The following is an 18185-nucleotide window of genomic DNA, read 5'->3' on the forward strand; positions in this document are numbered from 1 at the left end:
AAATTATTATGTTAAATACCTTATCAACAATCAAAAGGAGAGCGGATACTATGAAAGAATTAAAAAGTAACTATAGTGAAACGTACAGGCCTCAATTTCATTATTCACCGGAGAAAAATTGGATGAACGATCCCAACGGCATGGTTTACTTTGAAGGAGAGTACCACCTGTTCTACCAGCATACCCCCCATGATACGCGACCTGATTTTGGCAACATGCATTGGGGGCATGCGGTAAGCAAGGATCTAGTGCATTGGACTGAGCTTCCACCGGCAATTCCACCTGGGGAGGACGGAGCGATCTTCTCGGGGAGTGCGGTGGTGGATAAGAACAATACCAGCGGATTTTTCGACGAGGAAGGATCAGGATTGGTTGCCATTTATACGAATGAGGGCAACAAGGCTCAGCCTGGAAAGCCGCAGGTGCAAAGCATTGCTTACAGCAAGGATAAGGGTCGAACCTGGACAAAATATGAAGGTAACCCGGTTTTATTTCCAACGGACACGCTAGACTTTCGTGATCCGAAGGTGATTTGGCATGATGAATCATCAATGTGGATCATGGTTCTTGCCGTAAGGGACCGTGTAGAATTTTACACATCTCCAAACCTGAAAGAATGGTCTTTTGCAAGCGAATTCGGTTCCGACATTCCGCATATCCACCGAGGGATATTTGAATGTCCTGATATATTTCGAATCCAAGTGGATGAGGATTCTAATACCACGAAGTGGATTCTGATGCTAAGCGTCGGGGATAGAAATGGTGTGAATCCAGATGATCCGGAACCACCGGCAGGCGGTTCTGGCATGATGTATTTCGTAGGCAGCTTTGACGGTAAGTCGTTCACGCCAGATGAAGCGTTGGAATCTATCGATACTATTAAATGGGTAGACTACGGATCAGACTTTTACGCGGCCGTGTCCTGGAATGGCATTTCGAACGAAGACGGACGGAAAATTTGGATCGGCTGGATGAATAATTGGCGTTATGCTACTACGCTTCCTTCAAAGGAATGGCGTGGCAAGACATCAATTCCCCGGGAGCTACAGCTAAGGACTTACCCGGAGGGACTTCGCCTAATCCAAACACCCATAAATGAATTAAGTCAGCTAAGAAAACCGATTTTGTCTCTGCAAGATTTGACGATTAAGCCAGGTATGAACGTGTTGTCTGATATTTCGGCAGCCAAGGCAGAAATTATTGCAGAATTTGAAATCGGTACTGCCGTGGAATTCGGGTTTAAAGTACGGAAGTCCACCAATCAGGAGACGATCATCGGATATAATATCTCGAATGAGGAATTGTTCGTCGATCGGATGAAGTCGAGCGCCACTGATTTTCATTCCGATTTCACAGCAATACACAAGGCCACTATGAAGCCAGAGCATGAGAGGATACAGATGAGCATTTATCTGGATTGGTCAAGTGTCGAAGTCTTCGGCAATCATGGAAAAGCAATCATTTCAGACATGATTTTTCCGGACTTCGAAAGTAAGGGTCTAGAACTCTACGCCATTGGTGGAGAACTAAGGGTCGTGTCGCTTCAGATCAATGATCTGGTAAGCATTTGGGGAAATGAGAATGTTTAGACGTTAACATATTGATATCATTCAAATTTTAATTATATCACGAAGGAACTCATTGAGTAGCGAGTGTCAAATTGATTTTTCAATTTGACACTTTTTTATATTGGATAAGATAATGAGTTTGTGTAAGCTAGATAGCAATAGGTCTGTTAAGACTTAGTTGTAGATTTATTTTCGAATGAACCTCTCTCGAGTAAATTGTGTATTCTTCTTATATAGACTTTTGGATACAAGGAGGCAACGTCCGTGGATTCAATGCAGCATATTATTGGCTCTAATTTGGCTCAAATCAGGAAGACTAGAGGATTAAGTTTGGATAAGGTGGCTGAACTGACAGGGGTCAGCAAAGGGATGCTGGCTCAGATTGAGAAGGGGAAATCCAATCCTACGGTAACAACCCTTTGGAAAATTGCGAACGGTCTGCATGTATCCTTCTCCACCTTTCTCAAAGAAGACCCGCCGCAAATCACGAAGATTCGGAGGGAAGACCTGCATCCGGTTATTGATGAGGATGGTAACTATTTTGTTTACCCTGTATTCCCGTATCACGCTGAAAAGAAGTTTGAGGTGTTCACGGTAAGTCTGAAGCCAGGCTTTACACACCAGGCAGAGAAGCATCTGGGTGAGGAAACGATTCTCATGATCCGTGGGGAGATGTACTTTGAAATGCAGGGGCAACAGCTCAAGCTGAGTGCAGGGGATGCTGTGCAATTTCAAGTATCTGACATACATACCTACCGCAATGATTCGGAAGAGGATGCCGATTTTTATGTATTGATTTATTATGCGGATTAGTGGGATGATTAGCATAGTCTAAAACAGGCTTCCACATCAGGATTTTGCAAAATCCAGAGATATAAAAAGAGAGCAACGAGGAAAAGAGAGGAAAGAACCCATGGAAAGCAAGTACATCCGAGAAACCTACTGCTTCAAGACGTCCCGAGTATTTCCCAACGATATCAACAATCATAACACGCTCTTCGGCGGCCGATTGATGTCGTATATCGACGATATCGCATCTATTGCAGCTGCTAAGCTGTGTCGTACGAACACAGTTACAGCCTCTACGGATTCGGTGGATTTTTTGCTACCTATCCATCCGAGTGATTCTGTCACGCTGGAAGCGTTCGTAACCTGGACAGGCCGTAGCTCGATGGAGGTGTTCGTAAAGGTAATTCGTGAAGGACTGATGACTGGCGACCGAAAAATCGCAGCCACCGCCTTCCTGACCTTTGTGGCATTGGACGAGAATAACCGTAAAGTGACCGTGCCGCAGGTGATTCCAGAAACAGAAGAGCAGTTACAATTGCACCAGACGGCTCCATCACGCGCAGCCATACGGCGTCAGCGGAGGGAAGAAAGCAAGCAGCTGGCTAGTTTTCTGACAACAGATTATCCGTGGGAACTGTAACGTACTAGAGATTATCAATTTCATCGTTTTACGTAAAAAGGAGCCGTCTTTTCCGTTAGCAGTCGCCCATGATCTGCTTGGAATACGGCTCCTTTTGAAAATAACTTGAGCTATTCTACTTTAACTACACGGAAATGCTGATTTGTCCCACCGTTATCGCCCCATTGAATGGCTTTAGCTCCATCGGCGGTGGCGCCTTCAGAAATATCGATCAGCTTGCCGGTTGCCCGATTTTTCAGCTTGTAATAACCACCGGTTACGGATACTAATTGCCAATGCTGACTGGACCAGCCTCCGTCGCTCCACTGCTCAATAACTGTACCGTCTGTTGTCGTACCGCTTTCAACACCAATTAGCTTTCCGCTGTTGCGGTTCATAATTTTATAATATCCGCTGCCTGCATCCTTGAGCTGCCATTGCTGGTTTGCTGTCCCGGAATCTGCACGCTGCTCCAGGTCTGCGCCGTCCGTCGTTGCATTGCCCATAATGCTTAGTGGCTTATTGCTCTTGCGATTCACTAGCTGATAATAGGCATCCGGATCAATGGCAATTGGCGTCGTTATCCCCTCGACCACACCACTGGCGGTGTCAATATTAATGCTGTCGAACCAATCCATGGCTAATGAAGTCGCTGTTGGAAAACGCAGTGGCAACCATACATATTGAGAATCCTGCACAGGACCGCTCCATGCACCCGCCCAACGGTCGCCCAAATACAGGTATGAAGTTGTCTGGGCACCTTCAACAGGAATCACGTAAGCTGACTGTGAACCATATGTCGTACCGTCCCCGAAGTTTATCGTATTACTCCAGGTTCCTTCAATGCTGGATGCGGTAGCATACTTGGCCTGATTGGGATTCCAGCCGGTTGCCCCGGATGTAATCAGGAAGTAGACGTCTCCTTTTTTGAACATCGCCGGAGCTTCACGATATTGTCCAGGCCAAAGTGTAGTCACCAGCGATTCAACTTGCAGAAAATCCGGTGTCAGACGATAAATGTTCAGATCTGCGTTTACCCGGGTAGCCGAAATGAGGTAAGCTGTACCGTTATCGTTGTATACGGTCATATCGCGTGAATCGTAATCCAGAGGACGGAAGCTGCCCTGATACGTGTAATCGCCGTCCACCGTATCGGAAGAGGCGACAGCCACTCGGGCTTCGTTGTAATTAACCCCATTTTCCTTGTGCATCCATAATACGTATTTACGTGTTTTTTCATTATAAATCACTTTCGGACGTTCAATATTCGAAACATTCAGCTCTACGGCGGAGCTGCTGGTCAGTACGTTTTTACGAAACTCCCAGTTTTTTAAATCAGAGGAACGGTAGGCGGATACCGCCTTGAACGTGCCGTTGGGATTACGATTTTCACCAAACCAATAATAGTAACCTTCTACTTTAATCATCCCACCCCCATGGGCATGGACCACGTTTCCATCTGTATCTTTAAACTGAATGCCATTCACAACATTCGCTGAAGCGGCTGAAGCGATCTTAGGTGAAAACATCTGAAAAATGCTCAACGTCAGCAAAATAGAGAGCATAATACACAGCAAGCGGGCAAAATCATATTTCATTGTTTCGTCCTCCTCTGTATGTTTTATTTTAAAGCGCTCTCATTAATGGAGTCTATGAAGTAGTTTTAATAGAGCTACTTATCCAATTGTATCCATATTGAATTGAAAGTGCTAGAGTAGTATATTGACCATGTACACGGCACACGCCATCCATATCTAACAGACTTCCATCGAACGGTGAGTGTTACAAACTGGCTGATATTCATTAGGTATACAGGAGGCAACCATGAAAATATACGCGATTGATACGAGCAAGCCGGAGGCTGAGGAGCATTACGAATCACTGGTAAATCAGGTTTCGCTGGAAAAGCTGCACAAGTTAGATCGTTTTTTACATCGGGAAGATGCTTTGAGGGGGTTATATGCCGATGTGCTGCTGAGATGGTTGGCCTGCCGGCAATTGAAGGTATCTAATGCCAGTCTTCAATTTACATACAATGCATTCGGTAAGCCTTCCTTGATCAATGCACCCGCATTCCATTTTAATGTTTCTCACTCGGGAAAATGGGTGGTATGCGCTATTGATGATCACCCGCTTGGAATCGACATTGAACAGCTCCGTCCTATTGATTTCGAGGTAGGTAGAGTGTGCTTTTCAGACACAGAGTATGATGCGTTAATGCGTCAGGACGCAGACAGCCGCTTATCGTATTTTTACGATCTATGGACGCTTAAGGAAAGCTTTGTCAAGGCCGAGGGGCAGGGACTAACCCTACCGTTGAAGTCTTTTTCATTTGAGCTAAAGGCACAACCATTCATAGGCTTCACGACAGAGGGCTTTACCACCGAGTATTGTCATTTTAAGCAGTATGAGCTGGATCAGGATTATAAAATGGCTGTCTGTGCAGCTCATGACCAATTTGCCCAGCAGGTGCAGCAGATAGATATAAATACACTACGCTTGGAAGTGGCAACATAGGCGTAATATGAAGTGGATATGCGTATAGTTGAAAAAAGGAGATGAGTGGCGTTGACATTCGTTTTGTTCAAGCACGGTCGGTTGTATGGGGAGTGGGCTTCCAAAGGAGACTCCATCGTTGTACAGCATGGACGGATACAGGCCATCGGGTATGCTCGGGAGCTTGAATTACAGTTGTCCGGTAAGGAATATGAAACTGTGGATTGGGAAGACGCCTATGTACTGCCAGGCTTAACCGATTCACATATGCATTTGTCTATGCATGGTATGAAGCTGGCTATGCTGGATTTAACATCAGCTACCTCCAAGGAAGAGATGCTGGCTATGCTGCGCAAACGGGTCGCTGTAACACCGCCGGGAGAATGGATTTTAGGACTCAACTGGAATGAAAATGCGTTTATTCCTGTTGAAATACCGGATATAGCCGAGCTGGATGCCATTACAGATCAGCATCCGGTATATCTCACTCGTACGTGCTTTCATACGTTCTTGGCCAATTCAGAGGCATTTCGACGTGCGGGTATTAACGAGGACACCCCTGACCCGGCTTCGGGAGCCTATGGGAGAGATGCAGATGGACGGTTGAACGGATTGATTTATGAGGAAGCATCCTTTGCCTTTACTAGCGTGCAGCCAGAGCCGGATTATTCGGTTAAGAAGGATACGATTCGGCGGGCTTGTATGGATGCGCTAAGGCTTGGTTTGACTGCTGCGCACACAGAGGATTTACGTTTTTTGGGCAGCGTGGAGACGATGCAGCGAATTTACAGGGAGCTGAGGGAAGAAGGTCTTCCTTTTCGCACACACCAGCTCATCTATCATCCATTTTTGGAAGAAGCGAAAGTGCAAGGGATGCGTGCAGGTACCGGAAATGAGTGGTTTAAAATCGGTGCGATAAAAATGTTTGCCGATGGCGCTATTGGTGGAAGAACGGCATTATTATCCGAACCTTATAGTGATGCTCCACATACCTGTGGAATGGCGATTCAACCGCAGCCAGAGCTGAATCAGATGGTGGCTGCTGTCAGAGCAGCAGGCTATCCGGTGGCTGTGCATGCCATAGGGGATGGGGCGGCGCACATGATTTTGACAGCGATGGAGGCTCATGCGCTCACGGAGGAAAGCGGTTTGCCAGACCGCCTGATCCATGGACAGGTGCTCAGGGACGATTTGGTCAAGAGAATGGCGAAGCTGCCGCTGATCGCGGACATCCAGCCCCGTTTTGTCGCAAGTGACTTCCCTTGGGTACTGGATCGGGTGGGGAAAGAACGGACTGAATATTTATATGCCTGGAAAAAGCTACTGGAAGCAGGCATTCCATGTGCTGGAGGTAGTGACGCGCCGATTGAGCCGTTAAACCCTTTTCTTGGTATTCATGCGGCCGTGACTCGTGCCAAGCCGGAAGAAATGCATGAGGGCTATCTTCCCGCTGAAAAGCTGGATGTACATGAAGCCATTCATTTGTTTACCACGGGAAGCGCGGTAGCAGCCGGTGAGGCTGATGAAAGAGGGACGATAGCTGAAGGGAAAGCCGCTGACTTTACAGTCATTGACCGTGATGTATCGGAAAGTCCGCAAGCTTTACTTGATGTTAAGGTACGAATGACAGTTGTAAACGGGAAAGTTGCATATCGGTCATAGGCTGGGGATAAGTATATATGCCAAAGCCTTCAACTTCACTTTTCATGTGAGGTTGAAGGCTTCGTATTTTATAAACCACGCTGTATAAATCGGTCTGCGTTTTTTACACTGGACCACAGATCAGAGCTTGCTCCGCCCGGATACCAGTAGGCGAAGCCAGCAAACCCAGCATCCTGTCCCAAGCGATACTTACGAGTGAAGGATCGTCCTTCCTCGAGCCACAGCTTATGAAGCTGCGTGTCTTTGTAAGACACGGTATACTGCTGAATATCCTCATTCCAGATTGGTTTGGAGCCGGAACGAGATACTAGCTGGTTTTGCTGATCTAATGAAATATCAGAGGAAGCGATTGATTGCCCGCTAGCGTTAAGCGTCCAGTTCCGTGTAAATAATGGTAACGCCAAGATCGCTTTCTCCGGATAGGTGGTTTGTACAAAACGCCGCACGCTTTCACGGAGCCATGGCAGTGAGGACACAGAGCCGGGGATCGAGCTACCTCCCCAATGCTCGTCATATCCCATCAGGATCAGATAGTCTGCCGCAGCGCCAAGCTGTTTATAATCAAACGCGGCAGTCCAGTCCGTTCCGTAATCAGGGGATACACAAATCGCCAGTACCGTATTCTGACTCTTCAACTTAGCTTTTAATTGTTGGACGAACAATGTTAAATTGGCACGATCCTGACCATCTACATTTTCAAAATCAATGACAAGTCCGTTCAAACCGTACACAGATACGGCATTAGCAAGCTGAGTTATAGTCGTATTTCGTAGAACCTCACTGGACAGAATTTGGTGCGTCAGTGCCAGGTTGGAACGGTTGCCTACCATCGCCCAGATATTTTTATGATACTGTTTGGCCCAGGCAAGCAGCGACGAATTGGTATAATCGCTGATAATACCTGTTTCATTTAGAAAAAACCAACGTGGTGATAGGGTGTTGATGTTGGATTGGAGCACCGTATTTTCAAACTGCTGAACGGTTTGATCATATTGCCAGCCTATTCGGATGGAAGAAGCGGTGGAAGCAGTTTGGTTAGCATGCTTTGTTGAATACGTTAGCAGTCGTTCCAGCACTACTGCTGTTTCTTCACGGGTCAGAGAGGATGCAGGACGGAAATAGTTACTTTCACCTTTCATAAAGCCGTAACGATTTATGGTGGTTACCGCATCAAGGGCCCAGTCTGCAATTTCGCCAGTATCTGTGAAGGAGGAAGTAGCATCTCCTGATCCGCCCGAAGAGCGGATGAGACGTGCGATCATCAAGGCCGCTTCTTGACGAGTTATGGAACTATTAGGTTGGAATGTAGCAGACGTTCCCCCCTGAACGATATTAAGTTGAGAAGCCGCTTCAATCCATCCATAGTACCACGTCTTTTTGGCAACATCCCGGTAGGAGGAAACGGTCGCTTGTACAGGCTCCAGACCGAGTGTACGGTCCAGTGCGGTAACCCATTCGGCTCTGGTAACAGCCTTTTTAGGAGAGAAGTAACCAGGTTGTGTACCGTTCAAAATTCCTTTAGCGTGCAGGGAAATAATAGACTGATAGGCATAGCTGTGTGCAATATCTTGGAACGTAGCGCCGGATGCTGCTGCTGGAGCAGCTAAGTATGAAGTGAATGTTGTGAATATTGTGATGGCTGCAGTTGCTGAAAGCGTGAGCCTGGTTAACCAACGTGATCGTTTGGAACTCATACCAAATAACCTTCTTTTTTATGATAGATTGTAGACTCATATATCGTTACTCGACGAATAATACTATCAAAAAGAGGAAAGTTATTCATTGCTAAATTGCTGGAAAAATACCAAAAAACCCGCCACCTATGCGGCAACGGGTTTGATATTGGATAAACTATGCTTTTTTGGCATACATAATACCGATGGTCTGTGGACCACAATGACTGGAAATGACACAGCCTGCTGTAGTTAGCAGTACCTCTTGTGCGTTCGTTTCTTCTTTCAAGCGAGCTTGCAGCATCAGCGCATCTTCCTCGGCCAAAGCGTGCACGACAATAATGATATCGTTATCCATCTGATCTCGTTGATTCAGTGCATTTTGCAGCATCTGATCCAAAGCTTTTTCACGTTTGCCGCGGACTTTGTAGGCAGGTGCCATTTTTCCGTCAATCACTTTGATCACCGGACGAATTTTGAGCAGACTGCCGATCAGGTTTTGCATGCCTGAACATCTTCCGCCTTTATACAGGTATTCAAGTGTATCAATGACAAATTCCGTGTCTATGAGCGGCCTGGTTTTCGTCAACATGTCTACAATCTGCTCTATCGTATTGCCGTTGGCTGCCGCACGAGCAGCTTTCATCACAAGCAGGCCAAAGCCGCACGATAAATTCAAGGAATCAAAAACCGTAACGCGACCTTCCGGAAATTCAGAGGCAGCGAGTAGCGCATTCTGGTACGTCGATGATAGCTCGGAAGACAGACTGATATATAAAATGTCGTCCCCTTGTTCTATGTAGGGCGCAAAGGCTTGAATAAAATCCGACGGAGAAGGTGCGGCGGTACGCGGTAAATGTCCCTCGCGGCTTACACGTTGAAATAATTGTTCCGGGTGAATGTTCACCCCATCCTGCAATGCCTCATCACCAAATACTGTATACAATGGCACAATGCTAATCTCGTACTGTTGACGCCAGTGAGCAGGAACATCACTGGTACTGTCGGCAAAAATTTTAATTTTGTTCATACATTGAATCCTCTCTGTGTGATGCAGAAAAATTATAAAGATTGCACGGAGGAAGGATAGATATCCGCTGTGCTATTCGGAACGGAAAGACCGATGGCAAGAAGAGCAATAAAGCCCACAATAATAAGTGCATTAATGATTAAGCCTATAATAGCAAAGGTTTTCTTACGGTTTTTTAACGCAATTCCAATGATACCGACCACAAGTCCGCTACAATTCAGCAACAGGCTGCCTAAAAAAATAAAAGGAAGCAATACCGTTCCGGTTTGCTGTAGAGCGACTTCCGGGTTCAACGTTTGGTATTGGCTGAAATGAGCCAGCAGATTAATGACCATAATAGCCAGAATAATATATCCGATCAGGCTGACAAGCGACATAATAAAAGAAGCAATTCCGGGACCGGAATGTTTGAGCTTGACCGGAGGCTGAAACACAGGAGCTTCTGAAAAAACAGGGTGCTCCTCTGACGCAGCAGGTTTTTGCAAATTAGGATCTTGGTAACTCATTTTTTCCACTCCTTGAACATAGTCCGAACAGGTACTAATTTTCCACAAAATAAACAAAAAAGCAAGCCATCCTACACATTACCCTTCAAAAGACAGGGTCTAATCATCCAATTCTGTATGCGGTCTGTTCACACACGCTGGCTGGTAAACTTCATACGGTTTCGATAAAATAAGAAGAACATTCGGCTAAAAGGATGAGATGAAAAGGAGTACACAAACATGCAACGAAAATGGATATTTGTGGGATCTATAATGATGATGTTGGCGGTAGCCATTGGAGCGTTCGGGGCACATATTGTGAAAGCCCGGATCGACGCGGATGCTTTGGCCGTGTATGAAACAGGTGTGAAATATCATATGATTCACGCTGTCGGTTTGCTGATCATTGCATTGGCTGCCGGACAGTGGGGTCCTTCCAACCGTTTAAGATGGGCAGCGCGTCTGTTATTGACGGGTATCATTTTGTTTTCTGGTAGCTTGTATGTGCTAAGTTTGACCGGAATCCGTGTGCTGGGGGCTATTACCCCTCTAGGAGGCGTGTGTTTTATTGCAGGATGGATATTGCTGGCATGGGCTGCCATGGGTCTGAAGAAAGAGGATTAGAGTTCTTTTCGGATAATGCAAAAAAAGAGAATGGACAAGAAAGACGTCATGTTTTTCCTGACCGTTCTCTTTTTTCGTGCTTCGTTTTTTTTGTGAAATATTTACATTTACGATGTGATTTCATCGATCTCATTCATTTTAAAGGAGTACACTTGCTTCTCATCTACATGATACACACTCAGTAGGCTATTATCATGATCCAGATTGAGGATGCGGCAAGGAATGCTGCGCTGTCCGCCATAGCGGTTCACGATTAACCGTACAAGCGTGTTATCTTGAATATAGCGTTTGATCCATTCATACGTACTAAGGTCTTGTTGAATTGCAGGCTTTGGCTGTACATGGGATTGTTTGATCTCTTGAACGACTGGTGGCTTGTTCGCAATTGCGGCTGATTTCTTTTTAGAGAATTTTTCCGCGAGCGTAGCGGCTGCATTAGATGGGTTATTCACGGCCGACTGTTTTTTTAGGTACAGTGCAGCTTCAATTAAATTGCCAAGTTCGATACCGGATTGAATCCGGCTATCCGCAATTTGTTCATTTTGGCTCAAGAGATTAAGCAGGAACTGAAGGGCCTCTACGTTCGAACGACCTTTAACTAATACATCTACATTAAATAAATAACTGGTTTCGTCTTGATTTGATTCCTTTTGCATACATCCTCCAGCCCAAGCCATGGGTAATTAGTCTTTTATAGTACCTATCAATATATCATTAAAACGTAATCTATCATAGTGCCTAAGGCCCTGTTGTTGGATATTAACAAAAATAAAATCTATATAAAGCCCTATGCGTAATATTTTCTCAGATAAGCAAAGCCAGAGTTACATATACAGAGAATAAAGGAGGTAGGGAGTGAAATCAAGTAGTTTAAATTTTAAATATATTACAGTGGAAAAATATAACGAAGCAGTATCATACATCCAGAAGAAAAGTAAAATCCCCCTTATCGAAAGAGGGATTGGGCATATCAAAAAAATGATATATTATAGTAAGCGCAATTAAAGCAATTTTATTTTCGATTAAACTCATACATTTCACCTACAGGCACTTCGTTGATGGCATGCCTGAAATCTTCCTTTGTTGGGGATTCGGCCGCTTCCTTTAATACTCTCACTTCGAGAAATGTTGACAGGTCCATTCATGTCCATTAGTGACCTCCCTCTGTTTCCTAGGGTCAAAGTGACTTTTCCAATTTACGGATTCGCCATTCAGCGCGGGTTTAATTTCACTTGCGAGCCCTTGCCGCCTGTCTGGATTCCAGTTTCCTTCACTCCGGCTTCCTTCAGATCGACTAGTAGCCGCTCTAGTACCGCTTTGGCGACGGGGGCTTCTTTTGCTCCAGACGCTTTAACGACCAACTGCACCGGTTTGCCGGAACGCAGATGTTTGTCTGCCTGACGCAGCTTCGTGTCGTAATCATGCTCCTCAATATGAGCAGTGAAGCGAAGCTCCTTGACCTTTTCTTTGCCGCTGTTTCTTGCGGCTCGGCCGACATTTTTGCTTGCTGCGGTTTCTTTTTGCGCCAGCGCTTTTCCTTTGCCTTTTGCGACCAAGCTACAGGGCGGTGGGCTGCTCATGAGTGAGGTACATACCAGGTCCACCCCTTGGGATCGGGCCATAGCCAAGGCTTCTGACTTGGAGACAACGCCGAGCTTCTCTCCCGCGAGTCCAGTGAGTACCACTTCGTCAGCTTTAATTTGCTCGTTGATTAATACTGCCACGTAAATGTAGCCTCCCTTAAACAATGATAAAGCTATCATATACGGAACCTGTTTGTGATTCAATTTTAGATTTATCCGTATTGACAAAAGTCACTAACCCCTATAATCTTTTACTGATAATGATTATCATTTTCCAATGCAATATACATACAGGGGTGATTGAGAGAAATGAAAAAGATGTTGAATAGCCTATTATTATTTGTAGTTTTTACTATTGTATTGGCGGGCTGCGGTGCAGCTGGGGATAGCTCGAAGACGGAAGGTACTGCAGGGTCTGAGCAGACATCCACAACGGCTGGTCCGGTTACGGTTAAGGACGACCACGGGGAAGTCAAACTGGACAAGCCAGCGGAACGTGTCGTGGTACTCGAATGGACGTTTACCGAGGATCTCATTGCACTTGGCGTACAGCCGGTCGGCAATGCAGACAATGAAAACTACAAGCTGTGGGTAACACCGGAGGCGAAGCTGGCTGATACCGTAACTGATATCGGCACACGGGGCGAACCGAATCTAGAAGCGATTGCAGCGCTCAAGCCGGATCTTATTATCTCTAACGCCGATAACAATGCAGCGATCTATGCGCAGCTTAAAGGAATTGCACCAACGATAGAATTCGATCCTTACAAGGGGAACGGCTATGATTACGACCGTATGGTTGAAATCTTTAAGCAAGTAGCTGTAGCTACCGGTAAAACGGAACAGGCTGATAAGGTCCTAAGCGAACTTGACCAGCACTATGTAGATGCAAAGGCTACATTGGAGAAGGCGGGCAAAGCAGACTTTCACTATGCGCTGACACAGGCCTTTACAGCTCAAAATGCTGCCAGTCTACGAATGTTCAAAGAAAATTCGGTTGTAGTAGGAACGCTTGCGAAAATCGGCATGGTGAACGACTGGAAGTCGGACAAGACCGAGAAATACGGGTTTAGCACCGTTGGCATTGAAGCTCTTCCAGCTGTACAGGACAGCAATTTTATCTATATTACGCAAAAGACGGACGATGTATTTGGAGCCGCGATGAAGAACAACTCGGTATGGAACGGACTGAACTTTGTCAAAGAAAAACGTACCTATCCGCTGGACGGTACAACATGGACATTCGGTGGTCCTATCTCATCCAAAGTACTGGTTGATCAAGTAGTTGGAGTTCTGACGAAATGACCCGAACAGACACAACGGGTTTATCGAAGACTTGGCGTGTAGGAAGCATCTTTGGGGGCGGATTGATCGTCCTCATCGTGCTTTTTTTTGTAAGCTTGTGTTATGGAGAGGCTTCAATCCCGCTGCATACAGTAATTGAGGCGTTGACCCAGCGTCAGAATACGCTTGATCATAACATGGTGTGGGATCTCCGAATGCCGCGTACGGTCATCGGAATCCTAGCAGGTGGTGCGCTGGCCATCGCCGGTGCTCTGCTCCAGGCCATCACCAAAAATCCGCTGGCGGCTTCTGATACACTAGGAATTAACGCTGGTGCCTACTTTGTGGTCGTCCTTGGCGCGGTGATGTTTCCCGGATTGCTGCATCAGGCGCCGTTTCTATTTGCCGCTGTCGGCGGCCTGCTTGCAGCGGTACTGGCTTACTTCATGGGCGGGGGACGAGCTGGAAGTCCGATTCGGTTGGCGCTTGCCGGCTTGATTGTATCCATGGTTCTCGGTTCGTTTACCGGAGCTTTGCATATCTTTTATTCATTTGAAACCCAGGGACTTTTTCTCTGGGGTTCTGGCTCGCTTGTGCAAAACGATTGGAGCGGGACGACTTACGCCTGGCCCTGGGTCGTAGGACTCTCGGTCATTGCCGTTCTGCTGTCAAGGCAGTTTGATGTTCTGGATCTGGATGAGTCCACATCCACGTCACTCGGGCAAAAGGTTGGCTTGACCCGGGCGGTGGGAATTGTATTGGCTGTCCTGCTGTCAACCATTACAGTCAGCGTCATTGGACCCATTGGTTTTGTGGGTTTGGTAGCTCCACATTTGGTGCGCTTAAGCGGTCTAAAAATGCATCGTTGGGTGCTGCCCGGTTCCTTCCTCTGGGGGGCATTGCTGTTGACGGGTGCTGACGTGCTGGCGAAAATGGTCCACCAATCAAGCATGGACCTGCCGACCGGAGCCGTGATGGCCTTGATCGGTGCTCCTTGGTTAATTTGGCTGATTCTGTGGAAAATGAAGCTGCCTTCTGGTATTAGCGGGCAGTCTTCCATGAACATAGGTGTGCGCTCTCGGAAATTACCGTATGGCAGGCTAGTCACGTTGTTTGGATGCGGTGCCGTGCTGTTGACTGTATTCAGCCTGATGTTTGGAGGGATGCGAATTCCTGTCGGCGATCTATTGTCCGGCCTGTTCGGCGGTGAGAACGCAAATTCGGCCTTGCTGCAGTTTAGAATTCCGCGCACGCTGGTGGCAGCCGGGGCTGGTATCGCGCTTGCGGTCAGCGGTGTCTTGATCCAATTAGCCGTTCGTAATCCCTTAGCGGATGCCTCGATCATTGGTGTTTCTTCAGGGGCTGGCTTTGGTGCGCTTGCAGTGATTATCGTTTGGCCTGGGCTACCTGTTTATATGCTGCCCATCGCGGCGATTGCCGGAGCGACGGTGTCGGCGGCGGTGATCTTCTTTTTATCATGGAACAAGCACCTAAACCCGTCTGTGGTCATCCTACTTGGGATTGCTGTATCAGCGATCGGAGCAGCCGGCATTCAGGTACTGATTATCCAAGGCTCGCTTTGGGGCAGTACAGGCTATATTTGGCTGACGGGTAGTACCTACGCTCGAAACTGGGGACAGGTGGCGACGATTCTGGCCTTTCTGCTCGTGTTGTTGCCAATAGCCTGGTGGCTAGCTCGCCGCTTCGATCTTTTGGTATTTGACGATAGCAGCGCTATGGGACTGGGACTTCCGGTGCGCCGCACCCGGCTGCTGGCCATGGCAGTGGGTGTGCTGCTGGCGGGTGGAGCGGTAGCCTGTGTGGGGACAATTGGCTTCATCGGGCTGATTGCTCCGCATATCGTGCGTACGTTGATTGGGCACCATGTACGCCGCTCCATTGTTCTGTCGAGCCTCTTGGGAGCAGTAATGCTGGTGCTGGCTGATACGATTGGCCGGACAGTGCTTGCGCCGACCGAAATTCCTTCCGGATTGCTGATCGCACTGATTGGTGCACCGTATTTCCTGTACTTGATGTATCGCTCCAATAAGAGTAAGTCAGTGTAGTTAAATATGTACTTGAACAGGCTGCTTCCCAACGGATTTTCCGTGGGGAAGCAGCCTTTATTATTAATTTTCTACGTAATCATTGGACTTTATATTTACAAATCTAATAAAATAGATATAATGTTTTATATGGAACCGTCATTGATTTATAAAGCATTGTCAAACGAAACTCGTCGTCTAATTATGCTGTGGTTAAAAAAACCAGAAGAGTTTTTTGATGAACAGGCTTATCTAAAACAAGGGCTTAATTTTCAAATTGGTGTATGTGTGGGAGATATTCAGGCTAAATCAGGACTTGCGCAGTCTGTGATTTCAAGTTATTTATTAACGATGCAAAAATCCGGTTTGTTAGAGTCTGAGCGTATTGGGAAGTGGACGTACTATCGTCGGAATGAAAAAACAATCCGGGAATTTGCCGAGTACGTTCAAAAGGAACTATAAACTGAAAGGAGGTTTTTTTCACATAATATATCTACAAATCTATATATATAATTAAATTGGAGGCTTATATTTAAAATGAAAAAGGTTAACCCGTTACTTATTATCATTCTGGCTTTAGGCGTATTCGGCATTATTACAACGGAAATGGGGATTATAGGCGTTCTCCCTCAAGTAACCCAAAAATTCAATGTATCAGCTGCCCAGGCTGGTTGGCTCGTCAGTATTTTTTCTTTAGTTGTTGCCATTTCAGGTCCGTTCTTGACCTTACTCGTTTCCGGCATGAATCGTAAAGTCATTCTATTAACCGCTGTATTCAGTTTTGTCATTTCTAATATTGTCTATGCCTATACCACTCATTTTGAGGTCATGCTCATTTTTCGTGTTCTTCCTGCTATTTTTCATCCTGTCTTTTTTTCGGTCGCTCTCGTGACTGCATCTCATCTTGTCCCTCCTGAAAAGAGTAGTAAAGCCGTCACCAAGGTTTTCGCTGGAATTACAGTAGGATTTGCGTTTGGCGTGCCTTTGACTTCCTATCTTGCTGAAAAGATATCGTTAGAAGCTGCTTTCTTGTTTGGAGCTGTCGTAAGCATGATTGCATTTGTGGGAATACTCGTATGGCTTCCTTCCCTGCCCGTTCAGGAAAAGATGTCTTATGGCAAACAGCTTGGTATATTACGTAAACCTCAATTGTGGTTCAACATTGTGACTGTTATTTTTATCTTTGCAGCTATGTTTTCGGTGTATAGCTACTTTGCCGAATATCTTGGAGAAGTAACTCTTATGAACGGGTCATGGATCAGTATGATGTTGATGGTCTTTGGAATCGTCATGATTTTTGGAAACTTTTTATTTGGAGGATTATTACATAAAAATCTGACAAAGACCGTCATCATGTTCCCATTGCTATATATGGTCATTTACGTATTCACTTATGCTCTAGGAGCTTCTTTCCTACCGATGGTTGTGGTTGTACTCATTTGGGGGGCCGTGCATTCCGGGGGGCTAATTATTAGTCAAACATGGTTAACCACTGAAGCGAAAGAAGCTCCAGAGTTTGGTAACAGTCTGTTTGTCTCATTTTCTAATCTGGGTATTACGATAGGGGCTGCTATGGGCGGGTGGTTTATCTCTCACTTGGGAATACACCAGCTCATCTGGAGCGGAATGATGTTTGCACTGCTAGCGTTTTTATCTATGATTATAAAAATAAAATGGTTCAATTCGAATGCAACGGAAGTCAACGTGCGTTAAAATATGGAGAGATATTAGAAGAGTACTCTAGACGATGATGACCATAAAATGATGCATGGGGTGATGTTGATTGCATTTCGTATGGACTTCGATCTTAATGACATTCGTAATCGTTATCGGGATTTTGGCGTTGCTCATCTGGGGAGTGATATCCTTAATTAAGCGTTTTCGCTAATCGCAATGAAGGGGTAGGCATCTCTATGTACAGGTGTAACCTTGCATCAATACGTTCAAATTCTCAATTATAACGGGCATACTCAGCGATCAGTAGAGCTTTTAAATGAGGAGATTTTAGATTTGGAAGGTACAGGGCACCGGATTATACATGCTCAACCTTATATTCAGATGGCGGAAACACTTCTTCATCAGAGCAACCCTGTAATAGCTCATAAATATCTCAAGAAGGCACACTCGATTGGAAGTGCAAGAGCATTTCGGGACCAGCCCAAGCTTTATCTCGAAATGGTAAAAAGTAAGCTCTGGATGAACAGGATATATTACTTCGATTTAAGGCATTGGATGTGAATGCCAAACTTCTAAGCGATTTAAAGGATAATTAATAACCAATGTAATGACCTCATACAGTCTGAGATAAAATGCTGATCTGGATACGA

General features: G+C 45.9%; 16 protein-coding genes and 1 pseudogene. 10 read left to right on the top strand and 7 right to left on the bottom strand.

Annotated elements, in window-relative coordinates; all coding sequences use genetic code 11:
* The first annotated feature begins 50 nt into the window (after nucleotides 1-50).
* The 3 genes from ACUYLD_RS02830 (at nucleotide 51) to ACUYLD_RS02840 (ending at nucleotide 2997) form a co-directional block, all read left to right on the top strand.
* On the top strand, nucleotides 51-1589 hold the full coding sequence (locus ACUYLD_RS02830; protein ID WP_446674369.1) for a glycoside hydrolase family 32 protein: 1539 nt from the start codon (nucleotides 51-53) through the stop codon (nucleotides 1587-1589).
* Nucleotides 1590-1832: 243 nt separating this feature from the next.
* The gene (locus ACUYLD_RS02835; protein WP_039269838.1) at nucleotides 1833-2381 is read left to right on the top strand and encodes a helix-turn-helix domain-containing protein; all 549 of its coding nucleotides are present in this window, start codon (nucleotides 1833-1835) and stop codon (nucleotides 2379-2381) included.
* 100 nt (nucleotides 2382-2481) lie between these two features.
* Nucleotides 2482-2997: an acyl-CoA thioesterase gene (locus ACUYLD_RS02840; RefSeq protein WP_013309488.1), complete on the top strand. Its 516-nt coding sequence runs from the start codon at nucleotides 2482-2484 to the stop codon at nucleotides 2995-2997.
* 110 nt (nucleotides 2998-3107) lie between these two features.
* On the opposite strand, the gene ACUYLD_RS02845 is transcribed toward ACUYLD_RS02840, so the two are convergent.
* Nucleotides 3108-4574: an RICIN domain-containing protein gene (locus tag ACUYLD_RS02845; protein WP_414126451.1), complete on the bottom strand. Its 1467-nt coding sequence runs from the start codon at nucleotides 4572-4574 to the stop codon at nucleotides 3108-3110.
* Nucleotides 4575-4800: 226 nt separating this feature from the next.
* Between ACUYLD_RS02845 and ACUYLD_RS02850 the strand changes: the two genes are divergently transcribed.
* Entirely contained in the window at nucleotides 4801-5493 is a 693-nt protein-coding gene (locus ACUYLD_RS02850; protein ID WP_446674370.1) for a 4'-phosphopantetheinyl transferase family protein, read from the top strand.
* 51 nt (nucleotides 5494-5544) lie between these two features.
* Nucleotides 5545-7134, top strand: coding sequence for an amidohydrolase (locus ACUYLD_RS02855; protein ID WP_446674371.1), 1590 nt, complete (start codon nucleotides 5545-5547; stop codon nucleotides 7132-7134).
* Between the two features lie 68 nt (nucleotides 7135-7202).
* Here the strand turns inward: ACUYLD_RS02855 and ACUYLD_RS02860 are convergent, their stop codons facing one another.
* From ACUYLD_RS02860 to ACUYLD_RS02870, 3 genes are all read right to left on the bottom strand, one after another.
* Nucleotides 7203-8828, bottom strand: a complete 1626-nt coding sequence (locus ACUYLD_RS02860; protein ID WP_446674372.1) for an S-layer homology domain-containing protein — start codon at nucleotides 8826-8828, stop codon at nucleotides 7203-7205.
* A 157-nt stretch (nucleotides 8829-8985) separates the two neighbouring features.
* Nucleotides 8986-9837 carry a DegV family protein gene (locus ACUYLD_RS02865; protein ID WP_254349329.1) on the bottom strand — a complete coding sequence of 284 codons (852 nt, stop codon included), beginning with the start codon at nucleotides 9835-9837 and terminating at the stop codon, nucleotides 8986-8988.
* A gap of 32 nt (nucleotides 9838-9869) precedes the next feature.
* Entirely contained in the window at nucleotides 9870-10343 is a 474-nt protein-coding gene (locus tag ACUYLD_RS02870) for a hypothetical protein (RefSeq protein WP_039269848.1), read from the bottom strand.
* A 219-nt stretch (nucleotides 10344-10562) separates the two neighbouring features.
* Between ACUYLD_RS02870 and ACUYLD_RS02875 the strand changes: the two genes are divergently transcribed.
* Entirely contained in the window at nucleotides 10563-10946 is a 384-nt protein-coding gene (locus ACUYLD_RS02875) for a DUF423 domain-containing protein (RefSeq protein WP_025723972.1), read from the top strand.
* Between the two features lie 107 nt (nucleotides 10947-11053).
* Here ACUYLD_RS02875 and ACUYLD_RS02880 read toward each other — a convergent pair whose 3' ends face one another.
* The 3 genes and pseudogenes from ACUYLD_RS02880 to infC form a co-directional block, all read right to left on the bottom strand.
* Entirely contained in the window at nucleotides 11054-11602 is a 549-nt protein-coding gene (locus ACUYLD_RS02880) for a hypothetical protein (RefSeq protein WP_254349331.1), read from the bottom strand.
* Between the two features lie 368 nt (nucleotides 11603-11970).
* Nucleotides 11971-12054 (bottom strand): annotated as a pseudogene (locus ACUYLD_RS02885) (kanamycin nucleotidyltransferase C-terminal domain-containing protein); the annotation flags it as partial.
* Nucleotides 12055-12157: 103 nt separating this feature from the next.
* On the bottom strand, nucleotides 12158-12670 hold the full coding sequence (gene infC / locus ACUYLD_RS02890; RefSeq protein ID WP_069291562.1) for a translation initiation factor IF-3: 513 nt from the start codon (nucleotides 12668-12670) through the stop codon (nucleotides 12158-12160).
* A 168-nt stretch (nucleotides 12671-12838) separates the two neighbouring features.
* Between infC and ACUYLD_RS02895 the strand changes: the two genes are divergently transcribed.
* The 4 genes from ACUYLD_RS02895 (at nucleotide 12839) to ACUYLD_RS02910 (ending at nucleotide 17571) form a co-directional block, all read left to right on the top strand.
* Nucleotides 12839-13834, top strand: coding sequence for an ABC transporter substrate-binding protein (locus ACUYLD_RS02895; protein WP_254349332.1), 996 nt, complete (start codon nucleotides 12839-12841; stop codon nucleotides 13832-13834).
* Nucleotides 13831-15879, top strand: coding sequence for an iron ABC transporter permease (locus ACUYLD_RS02900; RefSeq protein ID WP_254349333.1), 2049 nt, complete (start codon nucleotides 13831-13833; stop codon nucleotides 15877-15879). Before ACUYLD_RS02895 ends, ACUYLD_RS02900 begins: the two co-directional genes overlap by 4 nt.
* Nucleotides 15880-16008: 129 nt before the next feature.
* Complete coding sequence (locus ACUYLD_RS02905) at nucleotides 16009-16320, top strand: ArsR/SmtB family transcription factor (protein ID WP_061831898.1); 312 nt, start codon at nucleotides 16009-16011, stop codon at nucleotides 16318-16320.
* Nucleotides 16321-16395: 75 nt separating this feature from the next.
* Nucleotides 16396-17571, top strand: a complete 1176-nt coding sequence (locus tag ACUYLD_RS02910) for an MFS transporter (RefSeq protein ID WP_446674373.1) — start codon at nucleotides 16396-16398, stop codon at nucleotides 17569-17571.
* Nucleotides 17572-18185: the final 614 nt, after the last annotated feature.

Source organism: Paenibacillus sp. SER-28, assembly GCF_052906305.1.

What these genes read in the sequence shown, in the direction of transcription:
- ACUYLD_RS02830 (WP_446674369.1), top strand. Translation starts at nt 51, where the DNA reads ATGAAAGAATTAAAAAGTAACTATAGTGAAACGTACAGGCCTCAATTT.
- ACUYLD_RS02840 (WP_013309488.1), top strand. Translation starts at nt 2,482, where the DNA reads ATGGAAAGCAAGTACATCCGAGAAACCTACTGCTTCAAGACGTCCCGA.
- ACUYLD_RS02845 (WP_414126451.1), bottom strand. Translation starts at nt 4,574, where the DNA reads ATGAAATATGATTTTGCCCGCTTGCTGTGTATTATGCTCTCTATTTTG.
- ACUYLD_RS02850 (WP_446674370.1), top strand. Translation starts at nt 4,801, where the DNA reads ATGAAAATATACGCGATTGATACGAGCAAGCCGGAGGCTGAGGAGCAT.
- ACUYLD_RS02860 (WP_446674372.1), bottom strand. Translation starts at nt 8,828, where the DNA reads ATGAGTTCCAAACGATCACGTTGGTTAACCAGGCTCACGCTTTCAGCA.
- ACUYLD_RS02865 (WP_254349329.1), bottom strand. Translation starts at nt 9,837, where the DNA reads ATGAACAAAATTAAAATTTTTGCCGACAGTACCAGTGATGTTCCTGCT.
- ACUYLD_RS02870 (WP_039269848.1), bottom strand. Translation starts at nt 10,343, where the DNA reads ATGAGTTACCAAGATCCTAATTTGCAAAAACCTGCTGCGTCAGAGGAG.
- ACUYLD_RS02875 (WP_025723972.1), top strand. Translation starts at nt 10,563, where the DNA reads ATGCAACGAAAATGGATATTTGTGGGATCTATAATGATGATGTTGGCG.
- ACUYLD_RS02880 (WP_254349331.1), bottom strand. Translation starts at nt 11,602, where the DNA reads ATGCAAAAGGAATCAAATCAAGACGAAACCAGTTATTTATTTAATGTA.
- ACUYLD_RS02895 (WP_254349332.1), top strand. Translation starts at nt 12,839, where the DNA reads ATGAAAAAGATGTTGAATAGCCTATTATTATTTGTAGTTTTTACTATT.
- ACUYLD_RS02900 (WP_254349333.1), top strand. Translation starts at nt 13,831, where the DNA reads ATGACCCGAACAGACACAACGGGTTTATCGAAGACTTGGCGTGTAGGA.
- ACUYLD_RS02905 (WP_061831898.1), top strand. Translation starts at nt 16,009, where the DNA reads ATGGAACCGTCATTGATTTATAAAGCATTGTCAAACGAAACTCGTCGT.
- ACUYLD_RS02910 (WP_446674373.1), top strand. Translation starts at nt 16,396, where the DNA reads ATGAAAAAGGTTAACCCGTTACTTATTATCATTCTGGCTTTAGGCGTA.